Annotated in this window: 19 protein-coding genes, 2 tRNA genes and 1 other RNA gene; 12 read left to right on the top strand and 10 right to left on the bottom strand. The window is 61.9% G+C overall.

The window, feature by feature from the left end; all coding sequences use genetic code 11:
- Positions 1–21: 21 nt before the first annotated feature.
- Positions 22–291 carry a DUF6993 domain-containing protein gene (locus tag QF015_RS00185; protein WP_429386117.1) on the bottom strand — a complete coding sequence of 90 codons (270 nt, stop codon included), beginning with the start codon at positions 289–291 and terminating at the stop codon, positions 22–24.
- Between QF015_RS00185 and QF015_RS00180 the strand changes: the two genes are divergently transcribed.
- Positions 290–514, top strand: coding sequence for a hypothetical protein (locus QF015_RS00180; protein WP_310204166.1), 225 nt, complete (start codon positions 290–292; stop codon positions 512–514). The genes QF015_RS00185 and QF015_RS00180 overlap by 2 nt on opposite strands.
- 88 nt (positions 515–602) lie before the next feature.
- Positions 603–1,040: an SRPBCC family protein gene (locus QF015_RS00175; RefSeq protein WP_429386114.1), complete on the top strand. Its 438-nt coding sequence runs from the start codon at positions 603–605 to the stop codon at positions 1,038–1,040.
- Positions 1,041–1,080: 40 nt separating this feature from the next.
- Here QF015_RS00175 and QF015_RS00170 read toward each other — a convergent pair.
- Positions 1,081–1,156 (bottom strand) — tRNA-Arg (locus tag QF015_RS00170).
- A 222-nt stretch (positions 1,157–1,378) separates the two neighbouring features.
- On the opposite strand from QF015_RS00170, the gene QF015_RS00165 reads away from it, so the two are divergent.
- Together QF015_RS00165 and QF015_RS00160 are read left to right on the top strand one after the other, a co-directional pair.
- Positions 1,379–1,960: a single-stranded DNA-binding protein gene (locus QF015_RS00165; RefSeq protein ID WP_429386111.1), complete on the top strand. Its 582-nt coding sequence runs from the start codon at positions 1,379–1,381 to the stop codon at positions 1,958–1,960.
- Between the two features lie 62 nt (positions 1,961–2,022).
- Entirely contained in the window at positions 2,023–2,625 is a 603-nt protein-coding gene (locus QF015_RS00160; protein ID WP_429386108.1) for a GNAT family N-acetyltransferase, read from the top strand.
- On the opposite strand, the gene map is transcribed toward QF015_RS00160, so the two are convergent.
- Complete coding sequence (gene map, locus QF015_RS00155; protein WP_429386105.1) at positions 2,622–3,389, bottom strand: type I methionyl aminopeptidase; 768 nt, start codon at positions 3,387–3,389, stop codon at positions 2,622–2,624. The two genes, QF015_RS00160 and map, sit on opposite strands and share 4 nt — an antisense overlap.
- Before the next feature lie 213 nt (positions 3,390–3,602).
- Between map and QF015_RS00150 the strand changes: the two genes are divergently transcribed.
- Positions 3,603–4,295, top strand: coding sequence for a DNA alkylation repair protein (locus QF015_RS00150; protein WP_310204150.1), 693 nt, complete (start codon positions 3,603–3,605; stop codon positions 4,293–4,295).
- Here QF015_RS00150 and mptB read toward each other — a convergent pair.
- Complete coding sequence (gene mptB / locus QF015_RS00145; RefSeq protein ID WP_429386102.1) at positions 4,292–5,848, bottom strand: polyprenol phosphomannose-dependent alpha 1,6 mannosyltransferase MptB; 1,557 nt, start codon at positions 5,846–5,848, stop codon at positions 4,292–4,294. The two genes, QF015_RS00150 and mptB, sit on opposite strands and share 4 nt — an antisense overlap.
- Positions 5,849–5,994: 146 nt before the next feature.
- On the opposite strand from mptB, the gene orn reads away from it, so the two are divergent.
- The 4 genes from orn (at position 5,995) to QF015_RS00125 (ending at position 8,380) form a co-directional block, all read left to right on the top strand.
- Complete coding sequence (gene orn / locus QF015_RS00140) at positions 5,995–6,630, top strand: oligoribonuclease (RefSeq protein ID WP_310204143.1); 636 nt, start codon at positions 5,995–5,997, stop codon at positions 6,628–6,630.
- A gap of 132 nt (positions 6,631–6,762) precedes the next feature.
- Positions 6,763–6,838 (top strand) — tRNA-His (locus tag QF015_RS00135).
- Between the two features lie 126 nt (positions 6,839–6,964).
- Positions 6,965–7,537: a peptide deformylase gene (gene def, locus QF015_RS00130; protein WP_310204140.1), complete on the top strand. Its 573-nt coding sequence runs from the start codon at positions 6,965–6,967 to the stop codon at positions 7,535–7,537.
- Positions 7,538–7,540: 3 nt separating this feature from the next.
- Positions 7,541–8,380, top strand: a complete 840-nt coding sequence (locus QF015_RS00125) for an acyltransferase domain-containing protein (protein ID WP_310204137.1) — start codon at positions 7,541–7,543, stop codon at positions 8,378–8,380.
- On the opposite strand, the gene QF015_RS00120 is transcribed toward QF015_RS00125, so the two are convergent.
- The 4 genes from QF015_RS00120 to rnpB form a co-directional block, all read right to left on the bottom strand.
- Complete coding sequence (locus QF015_RS00120) at positions 8,365–9,165, bottom strand: HNH endonuclease family protein (protein WP_310204134.1); 801 nt, start codon at positions 9,163–9,165, stop codon at positions 8,365–8,367. The genes QF015_RS00125 and QF015_RS00120 overlap by 16 nt on opposite strands.
- A 115-nt stretch (positions 9,166–9,280) precedes the next feature.
- Positions 9,281–9,490 (bottom strand): hypothetical protein, encoded by a 210-nt coding sequence (locus QF015_RS00115; protein WP_310204132.1) that lies wholly within the window; start codon positions 9,488–9,490, stop codon positions 9,281–9,283.
- Positions 9,491–9,563: 73 nt separating this feature from the next.
- Positions 9,564–11,051 carry a glyceraldehyde-3-phosphate dehydrogenase gene (locus tag QF015_RS00110; RefSeq protein ID WP_310204129.1) on the bottom strand — a complete coding sequence of 496 codons (1,488 nt, stop codon included), beginning with the start codon at positions 11,049–11,051 and terminating at the stop codon, positions 9,564–9,566.
- A gap of 263 nt (positions 11,052–11,314) precedes the next feature.
- An RNA gene (gene rnpB / locus QF015_RS00105) (RNase P RNA component class A) lies at positions 11,315–11,705 on the bottom strand.
- Positions 11,706–11,762: 57 nt separating this feature from the next.
- On the opposite strand from rnpB, the gene QF015_RS00100 reads away from it, so the two are divergent.
- Complete coding sequence (locus QF015_RS00100) at positions 11,763–12,527, top strand: YaaA family protein (protein WP_310204126.1); 765 nt, start codon at positions 11,763–11,765, stop codon at positions 12,525–12,527.
- Between the two features lie 39 nt (positions 12,528–12,566).
- Here QF015_RS00100 and QF015_RS00095 read toward each other — a convergent pair whose 3' ends face one another.
- Both QF015_RS00095 and QF015_RS00090 read right to left on the bottom strand, forming a co-directional pair.
- Positions 12,567–13,304 carry a zinc ribbon domain-containing protein gene (locus QF015_RS00095; protein ID WP_429386098.1) on the bottom strand — a complete coding sequence of 246 codons (738 nt, stop codon included), beginning with the start codon at positions 13,302–13,304 and terminating at the stop codon, positions 12,567–12,569.
- An 89-nt stretch (positions 13,305–13,393) separates the two neighbouring features.
- A complete protein-coding gene (locus QF015_RS00090) occupies positions 13,394–14,305 on the bottom strand; it encodes a Nif3-like dinuclear metal center hexameric protein (RefSeq protein WP_310204120.1) in 912 nt (303 codons plus the stop codon).
- A gap of 124 nt (positions 14,306–14,429) precedes the next feature.
- Here QF015_RS00090 and msrA point away from each other — a divergent pair, with 124 nt between their 5' ends.
- Positions 14,430–14,954 (top strand): peptide-methionine (S)-S-oxide reductase MsrA, encoded by a 525-nt coding sequence (msrA, locus tag QF015_RS00085; protein ID WP_429386096.1) that lies wholly within the window; start codon positions 14,430–14,432, stop codon positions 14,952–14,954.
- Positions 14,955–15,020: 66 nt separating this feature from the next.
- Complete coding sequence (gene cysK / locus QF015_RS00080) at positions 15,021–15,956, top strand: cysteine synthase A (RefSeq protein ID WP_235522092.1); 936 nt, start codon at positions 15,021–15,023, stop codon at positions 15,954–15,956.
- Position 15,957 lies beyond the last annotated feature (1 nt).

Genomic DNA, 15,957 nt, shown 5'->3' with positions numbered 1-15,957 from the left:
CTGCGTCGCTACCGGGCGTAGCTAGCGGGCGTCTCCCACGAAGCATTTACCAGCAGCCAGGACGGGCAGCACCGTCACCACGACTCCGCCGTCACGGATCTGCCCCATGACACAGCTCTCCCCCGTCAAGGCCGCAGCCTCCATGGCATCGACGTCGAGGCCCGTGGGCGTATGGCTGACCGAGACCTCTACATTGGCCTTCGGGATCCCAGCAGAGACCAAGGCAGCACGGAGCGCTTCCTGGTCAGGTTTGGCGTTACCGGTAACAAGGTTTTTCAGTGTGGTCTCCATGGTTGTCATGGTCGCTGCCACGGCAGGGTCCACGGTGGCGCCGGCCTGGGCGCCCATGGAGGGTGCCGGAGTTGTTCCCGGTTGGGTGGAGGAGGCCGGAGTTGCCGTGCAGCCTGTCATCGTCACCGTCGCGGCTACTACCAGCGACAATGCTGCAGCGCGAAGTGTCGCTGACCTTGCTGACGTGCCGTTTGCCGGCGTCGTTCCCCTGCTCATCACTTAGACATTGTGCCATTCACGCGGCGCGTTGAGCGGCGTAGCGTTTCCGATGACGTGATGTCAAGGTCTGGACCGAGGAATGGAGCACCGCCATGAGTGGACAACCCCGTGATGCCGAAGCATCGATCACCGTTTCCGCGCCGCCCAACGAAGTGTGGGAGGCCTTGACTGATCCATCCCTCATCAAGCACTACTTCCTCGGCACCACCGTCTCAACATCCTGGCGGGTCGGAGATCCGATTACTTACTCAGGCGAGTACAACGGCAAAGCGTATGAGGACAAGGGCACCATCCTTGCCTTCGAGCCGCGGAAGCTGCTCAAGACCACGCACTACAGCCCCGCCTCGGGACGACCCGACACTCCCGACAGCTACCACACAGTGGCGTACGCCTTGGCTGCGGCCGGTGACGGCACGACAGTAACCATCACGCAGGGCAACAATTCAGGTGAGGAAGACGCTGCCCACTCCACCGAAATGTGGGGACTGGTGCTGCGGAACCTCAAGGAATTCCTTGAGGCGAAGCGTTAAAAGAACATCCCCCTTGGAACGTGATCCAAGGGGGATGTTCTGGTGCCCCAGGAGGGAATCGAACCCCCGACCGGCGGATTAGAAGGCCGCTGCTCTATCCCCTGAGCTACTGGGGCGCACGGGCACCGCCATTTAATGCAGGCGACGGGCGCCACAAAGAGTTTACAGTGCCGTCGGCGTTCAGCCCGCCATCTCCACACCGGCGGCCTCCATTCCTCCACAAGGGCCCATTCGCGCCGGTTATGCACATAGGCGTCCGAGGCACTCCCTTCCCGGTCTTTGCTCGATGAAGCTGAAAGAGCCGGACAGGCATTTTCCTACATCGACAAGGACCACCAATGAACGACATCATCACCGTCCGGGGCTTCGTGGCCTCGGAGGTCAAGAGCTCCACCACCGCCCGGGGCACGTCCACCGCTTCGTTCCGCCTGGGAACCACAGAACGCCGCTACGACCGTGCCAACAACACCTGGGTGGATGGCAATACCAATTGGTACACAGTCCAATCGTTCCGCTACCTGGCCGGGCACGTGGGGTGCAGCGTGAAAAAGGGACAGCGCGTGCTGGTTGTGGGAAAGCTCAGGCTGAGGCAATGGGAGCATGAAGGCCGTGTCTACCACGTAGCGGAAATCGATGCTGAATCCGTGGGACACGACCTCATGTGGGGCTCCGCCAATTTCACCCGCATGAATGGCACCTCAGCAGCTGCGGCGAACGACGCCCCGACCGATGAGGCACTATCCAACGTTGTCCTGTCCGCCACACCGGAAAGCCCAGGCAGCAGCGACTGGGACGCCGAAGACGCCGAACGGGTGCCCCCGGAGGACGAGTCCCTGCCATCCGGTGTGGACGATCCCGACGGCACTGGTTCACTGATGGTTAACACCAGCACGGGGGAATTGGTGGGTGTCGGCGCTTGAATTCCAAACCGGGCCGCCGGCACCTGCGGGACCAGCCTTGCCGGTGAGCCTATTCTGGGTCCATGGCACAGCACGACAAAGCGTCCAGGCTCGAGACTGCTCCTGCTTCCTGGGCAGCTGTTGAGGAGTTGTTCGGGACCAAGGGCGAACCATCCAGGTGCTGGTGCCGATGGTTCGCCCTATCCGGCAAGGACTGGAACACGACCTCTCCGGATGACCGCAAAGAGCTGTTGAGGTCCGCCTTTGAAACCGGACCAGCGCCAGGGGTTCTCGCCTTCCGGGACGGTCACCCTGTTGGTTGGTGCGCCGTGGAACCCAGGGCGAATTACCCCCGGCTCCGGAGATCCCAGGTGCTAAAGGCGGAGAATCCGAAGCTTCAAGATGACGTCAATTTGTGGGCGGTGAGTTGCTTCGTGGTCGCTCCAAGCCATCGACGTACTGGAGTGTCTTCCGGGCTGCTGGCCGCCGCGGTAAATCACGCGTTCGGTCATGGGGCGGACGTTATTGAGGCCTACCCCGTTGATACAGCCCTAAGGACCAAGGCGACGGCCGCGGACCTCTATCACGGCACACTTCCGCTGTTCATTGCCGCTGGCTTCACCCCTGTGTCCGAGTCGGTACCGGGCCGGCCCGTGGTGCAACTCCGGAAACCCGGACGGCCTTAGGGCATCGTCAGAATCAGAGGACCCTCAGCCGTGATGGCCACGGTGTGCTCGCTATGGGCAGCCCTGCGTCCGTTGGCCGAACGGAGGGTCCATTCGTCCTCGTCGTGGTAATAGTCGTCCTTGCCGCCCAAAATCAACATGGGTTCAATGGCGATGACCAGGCCTTCTTCAAGCTTCATCCCGCGCCCTGGCCGTCCGATGTTCGGAACAGGAGGCTCGGCATGCATCGTCCGGCCTATACCGTGCCCTCCGTGGTCGGCCAACAGGCCATATCCAGCGCGTTTGGCCTTCCCACCTATGGCGTAGGCAACGTCCCCCATTTTGTTGCCCACCTGGGCTGCTTCGATCCCCCGGGCCAATGCGGCCTCTGTCGCATCAATGAGTTGTTGGTCCACTGGATCGCCCTCCCCCACGGTGAAGCTGATGGCAGCGTCACCGCACCATCCCTCCAGGAAGGCACCGCAGTCAATACTGAGGAGATCGCCGTCTTCAAGGACATAACCGTTCGGGATCCCGTGCACCACAGCATCATTGACGCTGGCGCAGATCACGCCCGGAAAGGGCACCGACGCCCAGCGGGGGTGATAGTCAAGGAAGGCCGGCTTGGCGCCGGCGTCCCGTATTACCGCCGCGGCAACGTCGTCCAGCTCTTTCAGCGAAATACCCACATCGGCGTGTTCCCGTACAGCCTTGAGGGCATGGGCCACAACCCGGCCAGCCTCGCGCATCAAGGCAATTTGCCCGGGTGATTTCAGCATAGACATCAGGAGCCCTCCGTTGCCGGCATACATTCAGTGGCGGAACAGGCATTCGGTAGCGGAATGGGTTGCCTGGAACACTTGCTGCCCCCTGCCCACTCTACGACTCCCACTGTGGACTTGGGAGGGCATTGCGTCGAGGGCTGCAGCAGAGTCCATGCATTGTGGCCAGACACAGCGTCCAGCATTGTGGCCAGACAGCACCCCTACAGTTGGAGGATGACCAAAGAGTTGGTGCAGTCAATCCGGTCCTCACTCCGCTCAGCCGGTAACGCGGAACGGGCGCAGGGAGCCCAGGCCTACATGAAGTCCGATATGCCTTCACTCGGTGTACGGGTTCCCGAGGTGCGGAGCATCGCAAAAGCCGCCGTCAGGCAATTCCCGGTCTCATCGCCGGACGAACTGCGGTGTGCGGTCCTTCAGCTATGGCGTGAAGCCCAGGCACGCGAGGAGCGCTACGCCGCCATTGACCTGACGGGCTTGCGGATGGTCAAGGGAGATCTGGACATGCTGCCGGTGTATGAGGAAATCATCCGCACCGGGGCCTGGTGGGACCTCGTGGATGGTGTCGCGCACCGACTCTGCGCACTGCTGCTCGAGCATCGGCCCACCATGACGCCGTTAATGCTTGGCTGGGCCGAGGACGACGACCTGTGGATCCGCAGGGCTGCCATCACTTCCCAGCTCGGCGCAAAGTCCATGACCGACCGCAGCTTGTTGGCCGCAGTCATCAGGCCCAATCTGCCCGACAAGGAATTCTTCATCCGCAAAGCCATCGGATGGGCTCTGCGGGAATACAGCAAAACGGATCCTGAATGGGTCCGTGCTTTCGCGGCAGAGAACGCGTCCTCACTGAGTGCATTGTCCATGCGGGAAGGGACGCGCCTGTTGTCGTCTCCGGATTCCGCCTAGATGATCGGGCGCAGGCCGGGTTCGTCGCGTTTGCGGAACAGGCTCTTCGTTTTCGGATCGACGAAAATCAGGTAGACGGCGAAGAGCAGGGCGATGATGGCCGCCGCATTCCTGGCCAAGGTCAGGGCGAGGCCCAGGTCTTCGCTCTGAAGGTACGGGAACACGTCCAGCTGGTCCGAGATCGCATAGACCATGAAGAACGAGACCACGAAGTAAACAGCCTTGACCTGCCAGTCGTTGCGGATTCCTGTGACCGCAAAAAGCGGAATCAGCCACACCACGTACCACGACTGGATCATCGGAGCGAGCAGGACGATGGCCGCGAAAGCCAGCGTGAGACGGCGCATCAGGCGGTCGTAGTCCCCACGGAAGACCTGCCAGGCGATGGCACCGACCATGAGAACTTTCCCGGCGTCGTATACCCACTTGGCCATGCCCCAGCCGTCCAGTCCGAAGACATTGAAAATGGAGGCGACCACCAGACCGATCAGGCCGATCGGCGCGTACCAGATCCATACGCTTCCCGGAGCGGACAAACCATTGATCCAACCGAACCCGAATCCATTGACCATGCTCATGGCATACAGCAGCCCAAACGTCAGCCCGGCAGTGAGGAACCAGAAGACGAACTTCCGGGGCCAGGACGCTCCCTTGCCTGCCCACAAAAGTCCGATGAAAGGAAGGAACACCACGGTGATGGGCTTGACGGAGATGGAGAGCGTGACCAGGACGATTCCCAGGACCACGCGGCGGGTTGCGCAGTAGTACAGGCCTGCGAGGGCCAGTCCGATCATGAGTGCGTCATTGTGGACGCTGGCAATAAAGTTGGTCAGGAACAGCGGGTTGGCAGCTGTCAACCACAGCGCCCTGTGCGGATTCACTCCATGGAGTTCTGCCAGCTTTGGTACGTAGATGATGCAGAGAACAATGCCAACGAGGGCAACCAGCCGGAACAACATGATGCTTGCTTCGGGCTGGACGTTGGTCGCCCACACGACGAACTGCTCAATCCACAGGAACAACTGTCCATACGGAACGGGCGCCTCGGTCCACATCTTGTCTGCGCCCAGTTGGAAGTAATTGGGCAGTGCAGAGATCCCGTTCTCATAGGGATTGATGCCTTCGACCATCAAACGGCCTTGACCGATGTACGCGTACACATCCCTGCTGAAGAGGGGAACCGTGAACATCATGGGCAAACCCCAGGCCGCCACGGCTTGAAGTGTTGCCTTGCGTGCTTCCAGCCCCCACACCCGGACCCGTTGGCCCAACCGGAGCCAGGCCCTGACGAGCAGCATCCCACCGACAGCCAGCAAAACGATCGACAGGCCGACGCCGATACCCTCGGTGCGCATCCAGATGAAAAGCGGGAGCCGACGGAGTTCGGAGACCGGGGCGAGCCAGCCCACACCCAACGACCCAAACACCATGAACATTGAGCCGACGAAACCTGCGATCAGTGGCGAACGGGCGTTATCAACCTCGCTGGTTGCAGCATCCGGCGTCGGCGCTGCTGTCCCTGCCTTCTGGGCGGCGGGTACTGGCACCGTCATGTGGTCGTCATCCAATCGTTCGCCCGGGGTGTTCGGGAGAAATTCAGCGTCTTTGGGGCTTTCCACGACAGGAAGAAACGACACTGCCGCGCTCAAAAATCGTACCATCAGAGCACTTCGAACCGCCTGAAGGATAGGCTGGGCGCGTGCCTATTACTAATGAACGCATCGTCTGGATCGATTGCGAAATGACCGGCCTGGACCTTAAGAACGACGCCCTGATCGAGGTCGCGGCGCTGGTGACGGACTCCGAGCTCAACATCCTGGGTGACGGCGTCGACGTCGTCATTAAGCCGGACGATGCCGCCCTGGAACAAATGAACGACTTTGTGCGGGACATGCATACCCGCTCCAAGCTGCTGGACGAACTCCCCTTCGGCAAGACCATGGCCGAGGCCGAAGCCCAGGTCCTTGAGTACATCGAGAAGTGGGTTCCGGATCCCCGCAAGGCTCCGTTGGGTGGCAACTCGGTGGGAACCGACCGGATGTTCCTGGCCAGGGACATGCCAAACATTGTGGAGCACCTCCACTACCGCGTGATCGATGTCAGCACCATCAAGGAACTTTCGCGTCGATGGTTCCCGCGCGCTTACTTCCAGTCCCCTGCCAAGCACGGCGGTCATCGCGCCCTCGGCGACATCAAGGACTCCATCGACGAACTCCGCTACTACCGCCAAGCCGTCTTCGTGCCCGCTCCCGGACCGGACACCGCGACAGCCCAGCGGATCTCCAAGGACATCATCGCCACTGCGGAGACGTTGGGATCCAGCGAAACGGTGTGATCTGCGCCATTTTTCGAGGTTTTTTCGCCAAAACCGGCAAAAGTGGACTTTGCACCCCAAAACAGCAGGTAAGCTATTTGTCGTTGCCTTGAAGGAAAGCCGGTCAAACGGTTCAGCCCCAAAAGGCACATGGTGGGCTTAGCTCAGTTGGCAGAGCGCCTGGTTGTGGTCCAGGAGGTCGCGGGTTCAACCCCCGTAGCTCACCCCACCGAGATTGGCTCCAGAGCCGGTTTCCACAAAGGCCGCACCGGTTATCCGGTGCGGCCTTTGCTTTTAACCCAAGCGCGGACCAGCGCCGCTCCGGGCTTCAGCGATCGACGAAGGAAGAACTGACATGACCGTCCTACCAGTCACCATTTGGGGCGAACCTGTTTTGCACCGTCGGGCAAGCGAAGTCGAGGTATTCGACGACGAACTCCGCGGCTTGATCGCGGATATGTTTGAAACCAACGACGCCGCGAACGGGGTGGGCCTCGCGGCCCCCCAGATCGGCGTGGGCAAGCGCATTTTCGTGTACAAGTACGCCAATGATGACGGCGTTCCGGAACAGGGCGTGGTGGTCAACCCGGTACTGACCCTTTCCAAAGTTTCAGGAGCCCTGCCGGATCCCGACGAGCATGTGGAAGGTTGTTTGTCTTTCCCGGGCGAGTACTACCCTTTGCAGCGTGCTGAATGGACACGGGTCCAAGGCTTCGACGGCAATGGCAAGCCCGTGGACTTTGAAGCGACCGGCTGGTTCGCCAGGATCCTGCAGCACGAGTTCGACCACCTGGACGGCAAGCTCTACGTCAACCGACTGGTCGACAGGTACTCAAAGAAGGCGCTCAAACAAGCCAAAAAACACGGGTGGGGCGTGCCTGGCCTGACGTGGATGCCCGGCGTCGATCCTGATCCGTTCGGGCACTGAGCCATGGCTTCCAGCTCCCACATCGAACTTTTCACACTCCTGGACATCACTGGGGAGGACGCCGAAGAATGCGCCGGCCTCCTGGCCGGTCCGCCCGACGACGCAGTATTGCGGGCCGTGGCCGCCATGGAAGAACGGCTGGGTACCTTTCCGCTGGACAGCATCCAGGAGGACAGCGCCAGCGAAACAGCCTGGATTGAAGCACTGCTCCGGTTCGCCCCTTCGGTCCACGCCTATCACGTGAAGCTCGGCATCAGTCCGGAGGTGTCTGCGGCGTCCTTGGCTGACATGGGGCTGCAACTCCGCATCAACCGGCGGGTCCACGGCCGGTTCGGCCTCGATACCTGGGGCTGGTTGACGTTGCACATGGCAGGGAATCTATTCAGGCTGGGCCGGCTTCAGTTCCATCTGGTCCGGGGTGCGGATGAAACCGCCCAAGCCGATGCCCCCAACGGTGGCACCGAATGGGTGCTCGGCGTTCACATTCCCGAAGACGGCGGGCTCTCCCCCGCCCTGGTGGATGCCAGCCTGTCCGAGGCCCGGGCTTTCTTCCCGAGGTACTTCCCGGACAAGCCGGCACGCATAGCGACGTGCGATTCGTGGATGCTGGACCCCTACCTTGCGGAGCGCCTCCCGGGCAGCAACATCGCTTCCTTTGCCCGGCGCTTCACGGTTGACCGCTGCACTGATGCTCCAACCGATGCCGTGTACTTCACGTTCCGGCAGCGTGGACTGCACGACCTCGACAAGCTCCCCCGGGACACGTCATTGCAACGGGTCGTCTTGGAAAGAATCGACGACGGCGGCACCTGGCAGCTGGGGCACGGTCACCTCGAACTGTAGATGGTCTGCTGCCCCGGGCAGGAGGACAGGACGCCCTTCATGGCGTCCTTTTCTGCCTGCGTCACCCATAGCTTGTAGGCAGCCTTGACCGAGATCTGCCGGGCAACGTAGTGGCAGCGGAAGTTCTTATTGGCGGGCAGCCAGGTTGCGGCGTCGCCTGCCCCCTTCTTGACGTTGGCCGGACCGTCGGCAGCGATCAGGTTCAGGGGATCGTTCGCGAGAGTTTGGCGCTGCTGGACCGTTAGCTGTTGCGCACCCTTTTGCCACGCGTCAGCCAAGGCAACCACGTGGTCGATTTGGACTGCTGAACTGGTGTCCTGCCCGCGCTTGAAGGTGACGTGCGCCCCTGTGTAGGGCTCGTGAAAAGTGCCGCCGGCGACCTTGCAGGACGAGCCTTCGGTGAATTCGACCGCCGAGAGGTCACGCCGCAGGATGTCATTCCTGGTGTCACAGCCATTTCGGTCGGCATCCGCCCACGCCTGCCCGAAAGCAGCCCGGTCATAGCCGGTTTTCGCGGCCCTTCCTTTAACCGGCAGCCGTTCCAAGGCGTCAGCCGCCTTTTCGGCAACAACGGGGGCGGCGTCACGGATGGGTTTCATCCAGGCAGGGTTGTACACCGGGGCTTCGCTGGGGCCCGCTACCCACGGATCTGCCGCAGTGAATTGGCCTGCGGTGAAGAACCAGGACAGCCCGGCCACGATGCCAGCGGCGACCAAGGCCAGAATCGTCCAGGCTTGCCGGGATCTGCGGCGGGCGCGTTGGTAGGCAGACCAGGTGATACTCAAGGGACTCCATCCAGTGGGGCAGGCATGTCCTACGAGCGTAGGACAAGGCCCCGACAGAAAGAGCCGGTATCCACAGTGTGTAGGAGAAGTCACACTGTGAGGGTGATCTCCGCGTTTACTGCTCGCGCATCACGCGTTGCAGGTCCTCGGTTGCCACCGCGAGCAGTCCCCGCAGCTGCTCCACCCGCTGATCGGTGACATCGCCGGTGGCATGCGCCGCGAGAGCTTGATCCAGGAGTTTCTGGGCTTGCTTATGGTTGGCACGGGCAACGTCCAACGCGTGTTCCAGCGCGGTCTCGTGTTCCAACGTCGATTCATTTTCCATGAACCCATTTTGGTCAGGTTTCCCGGCTGATACCAGTGTCACAGCCGGGAAACCCCTGAATACTTCCGGGCTCTTAGGCGCCGGCCGTTTCAAGCACCGCGATGGGAGCCACGACGTCGCGTGCAGGGAACGACGGCGGGTTGACGCCGGCCATTTCCTCCATGACGCGGACTACCTGGCAGGAGTATCCGAACTCGTTGTCGTACCAGACGTACAGCACGAGGTTTTTGTCGTTGGAGATGGTTGCCAGGCCATCGACGATGCCGGCGCGGCGGGATCCAACGAAGTCGGTGGATACAACATCGGGAGAATCGATGTAGTCGATCTGTTTGCGCAGATCCGAGTGCAGTGACATTTCGCGGAGGAAGTCGTTAACTTCATCCCGCGTAGTGCCCTTTTCCAGGTTGAGGTTCAGGATGGCCATGGAAACATCCGGCGTGGGAACGCGGATCGCGTTGCCCGTCAGCTTGCCCTGGAGTTCCGGCAATGCCTTGGCTACTGCCTTGGCGGCGCCGGTTTCCGTGATGACCATGTTCAACGCTGCGGAACGGCCGCGGCGGTCGCCCTTGTGGAAGTTGTCGATCAGGTTCTGATCGTTCGTGAACGAGTGCACCGTCTCCACGTGGCCGTGGATGATGCCGAACTTGTCGTTGATCGCCTTCAGCACAGGCGTGATGGCGTTGGTGGTGCAGGACGCGGCGGTGACGATCTTGTCGTCATCCGAAATATCCCGGTGGTTGATGCCGTGGACGATGTTCTTGAGTTCACCCTTGCCCGGCGCTGTCAGCAGTACGCGGGCGACGCCCTTGCTCTGCAAGTGCTGGGAGAGACCGTCGGCGTCACGCCAGCGGCCCGTGTTGTCCACTACCAAGGCGTCCTTGATGCCGTAAGCCGTGTAGTCCACCGTAGCGGGGTTGTCCGAGTAGATGACCTGGACCTGCACGCCGTTGGCGGTGATCGTGTTGGCTTCCTCGTCCACGCGGATGGTGCCTTCGAAGGAACCATGCACGGAATCGCGGCGCAGCAAGCTGGCGCGCTTCACGAGATCGTTCTCTGCGCCCTTGCGCACGACGATCGCACGGAGTCGCAGACCGTGGCCTCCGCCGGCCTTTTCAATGAGGATGCGGGCCAGGAGACGGCCGATGCGGCCAAAACCATAAAGCACGACGTCGGTGCTGGTGCGGTCGTCAGCGCCGCGCTTTCCTACGATCTCAGCGAGTTCGGCACGCAGGTACTCATCCAGGGAGGCGCCGTTGCCTTCAGCCCGGAACTTTTCGGTCAGGCGAGCGATGTCAATGGCTGCTGCACCGAGTTCGAGCTCCGACAGGGCGTTCAGCAAGGGCGCGGTCTCTTCGAGCAACAGCTCATGGTTGCTCATCCGGCGGGCAAAGCGGTGCGCCTTGAGGATGTTCATGGTGGACTTGTTGATCAGGCTGCGGCCATGGATGCTGGTGACCACGTTGTTTTCACGGTACAGCCGGCCGATCACCGGAATCATGGCCTCGGCGAGAGCCTCCCGGCCCATCCACTTATCAAGACAAGAATCTGACGTCTGGCTCACAGAACTACCTTCCTTGGGTCAACCACATACGTCCTCGTATGCAGATGGCAGCGGCCGCCCGGAGTAGTCCTGCGGCACATGCGCCGGCGGGCTTCGGTCCACCCACAGCGCCTTGAACGAGAGCAAAGAAAATCCGCCGGCTGCGAACGCAGTCCCGGCGGCAGAACATCTACGTTCAGTAACCATTCTAGGGCGGAAGGCGGGGGCATAGGCAGCCCGGCGGCGTGAAATCACTCACACAGCTGTTTTGCGGCAGTCATAAATGGATGGGTCGACCGATACGCCGGGTTCTGTCATCCCCTTCCGTTACCGGAAAAGGAGTGGCGGCCATCCATCTACGAACGCCGTTGCCGACGCCCTCCAGCAGCCTACCCGGACACTCGGGCGAGCAGCCCTCAAACGTGTCCTGTCTGGCCTTGCTCCGGGTGGGGTTTACCTAGCCTCCCCGGTCACCCAGGGAGCTGGTGGTCTCTTACACCACCGTTTCACCCTTACCTGCTGCCCTGCGATGAAACATCGCACAGCGCAGGCGGTCTGTTCTCTGTGGCACTGGCCTGCGGGTTACCCCGAGTGGGCGTTACCCACCACCCTGCTCTGCGGAGCCCGGACGTTCCTCGAGCCACTCTCGTGGCGCGCGACCGCCTGGTCGACCCATCCGCCGTCCAGTCTACCGGCGTTGGGACCGGCCAAAGTCCCCGGTAATATCGACGGGTGCTGATTCTGCTGCCGCCTTCCGAAGGCAAGACCCCCGCTGCCAAAGGTTCCGCGATCGAATGGGAGTCGCTCAGCTTTCCTGAGTTGAACCCCTACCGCGCCAAAGTGCTGGAGGCCCTCGGCACGGTGAGCGCGCACGAGGACGCACTCGCCTTACTGGGCGTCGGCCCCTCCCTGCGGGACGACGTCGAACGTAACACCCGGCTCCATGATGAACCGGCAGCACCGGCCCACCAGGTCTATTCAGGTGTCCTCTACGACGCCTTGGGCTATAACACCATGACCGCTACGCAGCGCCGGAAAGCGACCGAGTCCATCCTGGTGGTGTCAGCGCTCTGGGGCGCCATCGGCTTCGGCGACCACGTACCCGCCTACCGGCTGTCCATGGGAACCGCACTGCCCGACGTCGGACGCCTCGCCTCGTACTGGAAGCCGCAACTGAACGCCACACTCGCCACGCGCAGCGAAGGCGAGCTCCTGGTGGATTGCCGCTCCAGCACCTACGCCGCGGCCTGGGCTCCCCCGGCGGCGCAGACCGTGAACGTCAACGTCTTCAATGAGGCCAACGGGAAGCGCACGGTGGTCAGCCACTTCGCCAAGCACACCCGCGGCGAGTTGGCGCGGCACCTGCTGACCAGGCGCGGCAAAGCCCCAGCAACGCCGGGCCAGCTGCTGAAGGCCGCCGGCGAAGTGTGGACGGCGGAACTTGTTGAGGGAACAGCCCGCAAGCCGCACGCGCTCAACATCATCCTGACCGACTGAACCGACTGAATGGTCCTGTCCAGCTGAGCTGAGGTCCCGTCAGTTCCACTCGGCCGAACGGACCAGGATGACCCCTGAGTCCGGGCAGAAAACGATGTCATCTTCCGCGGCCGCCTTCACTTCGGCGAGGTCGCCGGGACTGAGCATCATGCCCGAGCCTTCGGACTTGCCGTGGAACAGCCGGGCAGCACCGACGCCCCGCTTGGCGATGGTCTTCTCATAGACGCCAAGCAACCCGGCGTCCAAGGACCCGGCGAAGGCAGCACGCTGTCCTCGAACGACCGTTTCTTCGGCGGCGATTTCGGCAATGGCTTCATCAAGCTCAGCACGGATGCCTCCGAACGAGCCCTGGATGTCGTCCACGATCGCCTGTTGAGCCGCTTGGCGCTCACGCAAAGTATCCAGTCGCTCCAGGATTTCGAGTTCAACATCCTCGAGGTCCGAGCGGCGCTTGTTCAGGGAGGCGATGTCGCTTTGAAGCGCCACCAGGTCCTTGGACAGCCCCGTCCCGCTGTTGAGCCTGGCCTCGTCCCGCTCAATGCGGCTGGCCACCTGCTCCACGTCCGCCTCGGCCCGGCGCAATTCGGCCTCGGCGTCGTGCACTGCCACCTTGGCCGCGCCCAGTTCACCGTTGGCCACGGTCAGGGCATCGGTCAGGTCTGTGATCCGGGGATCCGTTTCCAGGACCTTCCGACGTCCGGCCAGCGACTTCAGCTTGGCGTCCAGCCCCTGCAGTTCAAGCAATTTCAATTGTTCTGCCGGTGCTGCTTTCGCCACGCTTACCTCCGCTTGTCGCTGCCGGTCCTGGGGATCAGTTCCGGCCGGACGGCCTCTTTCTGTTGAAGCAGTCCGTATCTTTGTAGACTCTAGTCCCCGCCGGGAGTGAGTATGAAGTCCCAGGGATCGCTGTTGGTGCTGCTGACGCGGATTTCGACGTCGTAACCCTGGTCCGCGAGGACGTTGCCCAGCGCTTCTGCGGCGGCGGGCAACCACAGCCATTCGCTGGCAAAGTGCGAAACGTCGATCAGGTACGGCCGGCCATTGCTTGCGCCCTCCCGCGCTTCCGAGGCCGGGTGGTGGCGCATGTCAGCCGTCACATAGACGTCCGCCTGACTGGCCCGCACAGCGTCGAACAGGCTGTCACCGGCACCACCGCAGACGGCAACGCGCCGTACCAGTCCGTCTTTGTCTCCGGCCACACGGACCCCGCCGGCCACCGCCGGCAGCATTTCGAAGACCCGCGCAGCGAAGTCTCCCAGCGTGACCAACTCCGGAAGATCGCCGACGCGGCCAATTCCCTCTTCAGGCAAGCCGTTGGCCGCAGCAGTCAACGGCTCCACGTTGTCCAGCCCGAAGGCGTCAGCCAGCACGTCCGACACGCCCCCCACAGCCGAGTCGCCATTGGTATGGACGGTCAGTAGTCCTGTGCCGGCCTCAATCAGCCGGTGGACGGCGAGACCTTTCGCCGAGGTTGCTGCCACGGAGTTGACGCCTTTAAGGAGCAAAGGGTGGTGGGTAATCAGCAGCTCCGCACCCCATTCGATGGCTTCATCGATGACGGCCAACGTTGGATCGACGGCAAAGAGAACTTTAGTGACAGGGACGTTGGGGCGGCCGACAACAAGGCCAACTTTGTCCCAGTCCTCGGCCAGGGACTCCGGCCAGAGTTCCTCGACGGCCAACAACACCTGGCCAAGCGTTGGATCGCCGCTGGCTTCAACCGTTTCGTCATCTTCGACGGATTCCGTATCAGAAATGCCGGTGTTTACTGCTTCCATGCTCTTATTCTTCCCTACTGGGCCGGATGAGGCAGTCTTGCCACCCGCAGTACCTGCCAGGCGCCGTAATTCTCCCGTAAGGTGAACCGGGAATCATCACGCCCTCCGATCCATTGAAGAGAACATGAAAACTTTCGTACTTGGCGGTGGCTGCTTCTGGTGCCTGGACGCCGTTTACCAGAAAACCCGCGGCGTCAGCTCGGTGGTCTCGGGTTACACCGGCGGCCACGTCCGCAATCCCGATTACTACCAGGTCTGCTCCGGAACCACGGGACATGCAGAGGTCGTTGCAGTGACCTTCGACGAATCGGTGGTCCCGGAAGAGGTCATCCTTGACATGTTCTTTGCCTTGCACGACCCCACCACGTTGAACCGGCAAGGCTACGACGTCGGGACCCAGTACAGGTCGTCGATGTTTTACACGACGACTGAAGAGAAGGTCCTCTTCGAGGAAGCCATCGAACGCGCCCAGGCCCTCTGGTCCGATCCGATTGTTACCGAGGTAAGCCGGCTGCCGGAGTTCCATGAGGCGGAGGAAGTCCACCAGAACTACTACGCCAAATTCCCTTACCAGGGGTACTGCCAGGTGATTATTAACCCGAAGCTGGCCAAGGCCCGGAAATATTACTCTGCATGGCTTACTGCTTAGCAGGGTTTCGATCCGGCTGGCTAGGCTGACCTCAGCATTCCCTCTTCAGAGATAGGCGTAATTTTCATGGCAAGGATCTACGACGACGTCACGCAGCTGGTCGGCCGCACTCCGCTGGTCCGTTTGAACCGGCTTACCGAAGGCCTCGATGCCACGGTCGCGGTCAAGCTCGAGTTCTACAACCCGGCCAACAGCGTCAAGGACCGCATTGGTGTGGCCATCATTGACGCTGCCGAAAAGTCCGGTGCCTTGAAGCCCGGCGGAACCATCGTCGAAGGAACTTCCGGCAACACGGGCATCGCCCTGGCACTGGTCGGTGCAGCACGCGGCTACAAGGTCATCCTGACCATGCCGGAGACCATGTCCACCGAACGCCGGGTGATGTTGCGCGCGTACGGCGCCGAGATCGTCCTGACGCCCGGTTCCGAAGGCATGCGCGGCGCCGTCGAGAAGGCCCAGGAAATCGTCGCCAACACGGAGAACTCCATTTGGGCGCAGCAGTTCGCCAATGAAGCCAACCCGGCCATCCACCGCGCCACCACTGCGGAGGAAGTCTGGGAAGACACCGACGGCGAAGTCGACATTTTTGTTGCGGGCGTCGGCACCGGCGGTACCATCACCGGCGTTGGCCAGGTCCTTAAGGAACGCAAGCCGGGCGTCCAGATCGTGGCTGTGGAGCCCAAGGATTCGGCAATCCTCAACGGCGGAGCCCCAGGCCCGCACAAGATCCAGGGAATCGGCGCCAACTTCGTTCCGGAGATCCTGGACACGAACGTGTACGACGAAGTCCTGGACGCCACGCTGGAAGATTCTGTCCGAGTAGCCCGTGACCTTGGTGCCCGCGAAGGCATCCTTGGTGGCATCTCGTCCGGTGCCATCGTGTGGGGTGCACTTGAGTTGGCCAAGCGTCCCGAGAACGCCGGCAAGCTGATTGTTGCCGTCGTCTGCGACTTTGGAGAGCGTTACATCTCCACTGTGCTGTTCGACGACATCCGCGGCTGAC

The organism is Paenarthrobacter sp. TE4293 (assembly GCF_050435325.1).
Classification (GTDB): domain Bacteria; phylum Actinomycetota; class Actinomycetes; order Actinomycetales; family Micrococcaceae; genus Arthrobacter; species Arthrobacter nitroguajacolicus_C.
Note: the sequence above shows the minus strand (reverse complement) of the source record. Positions and strands in the feature narration are given on the sequence as shown.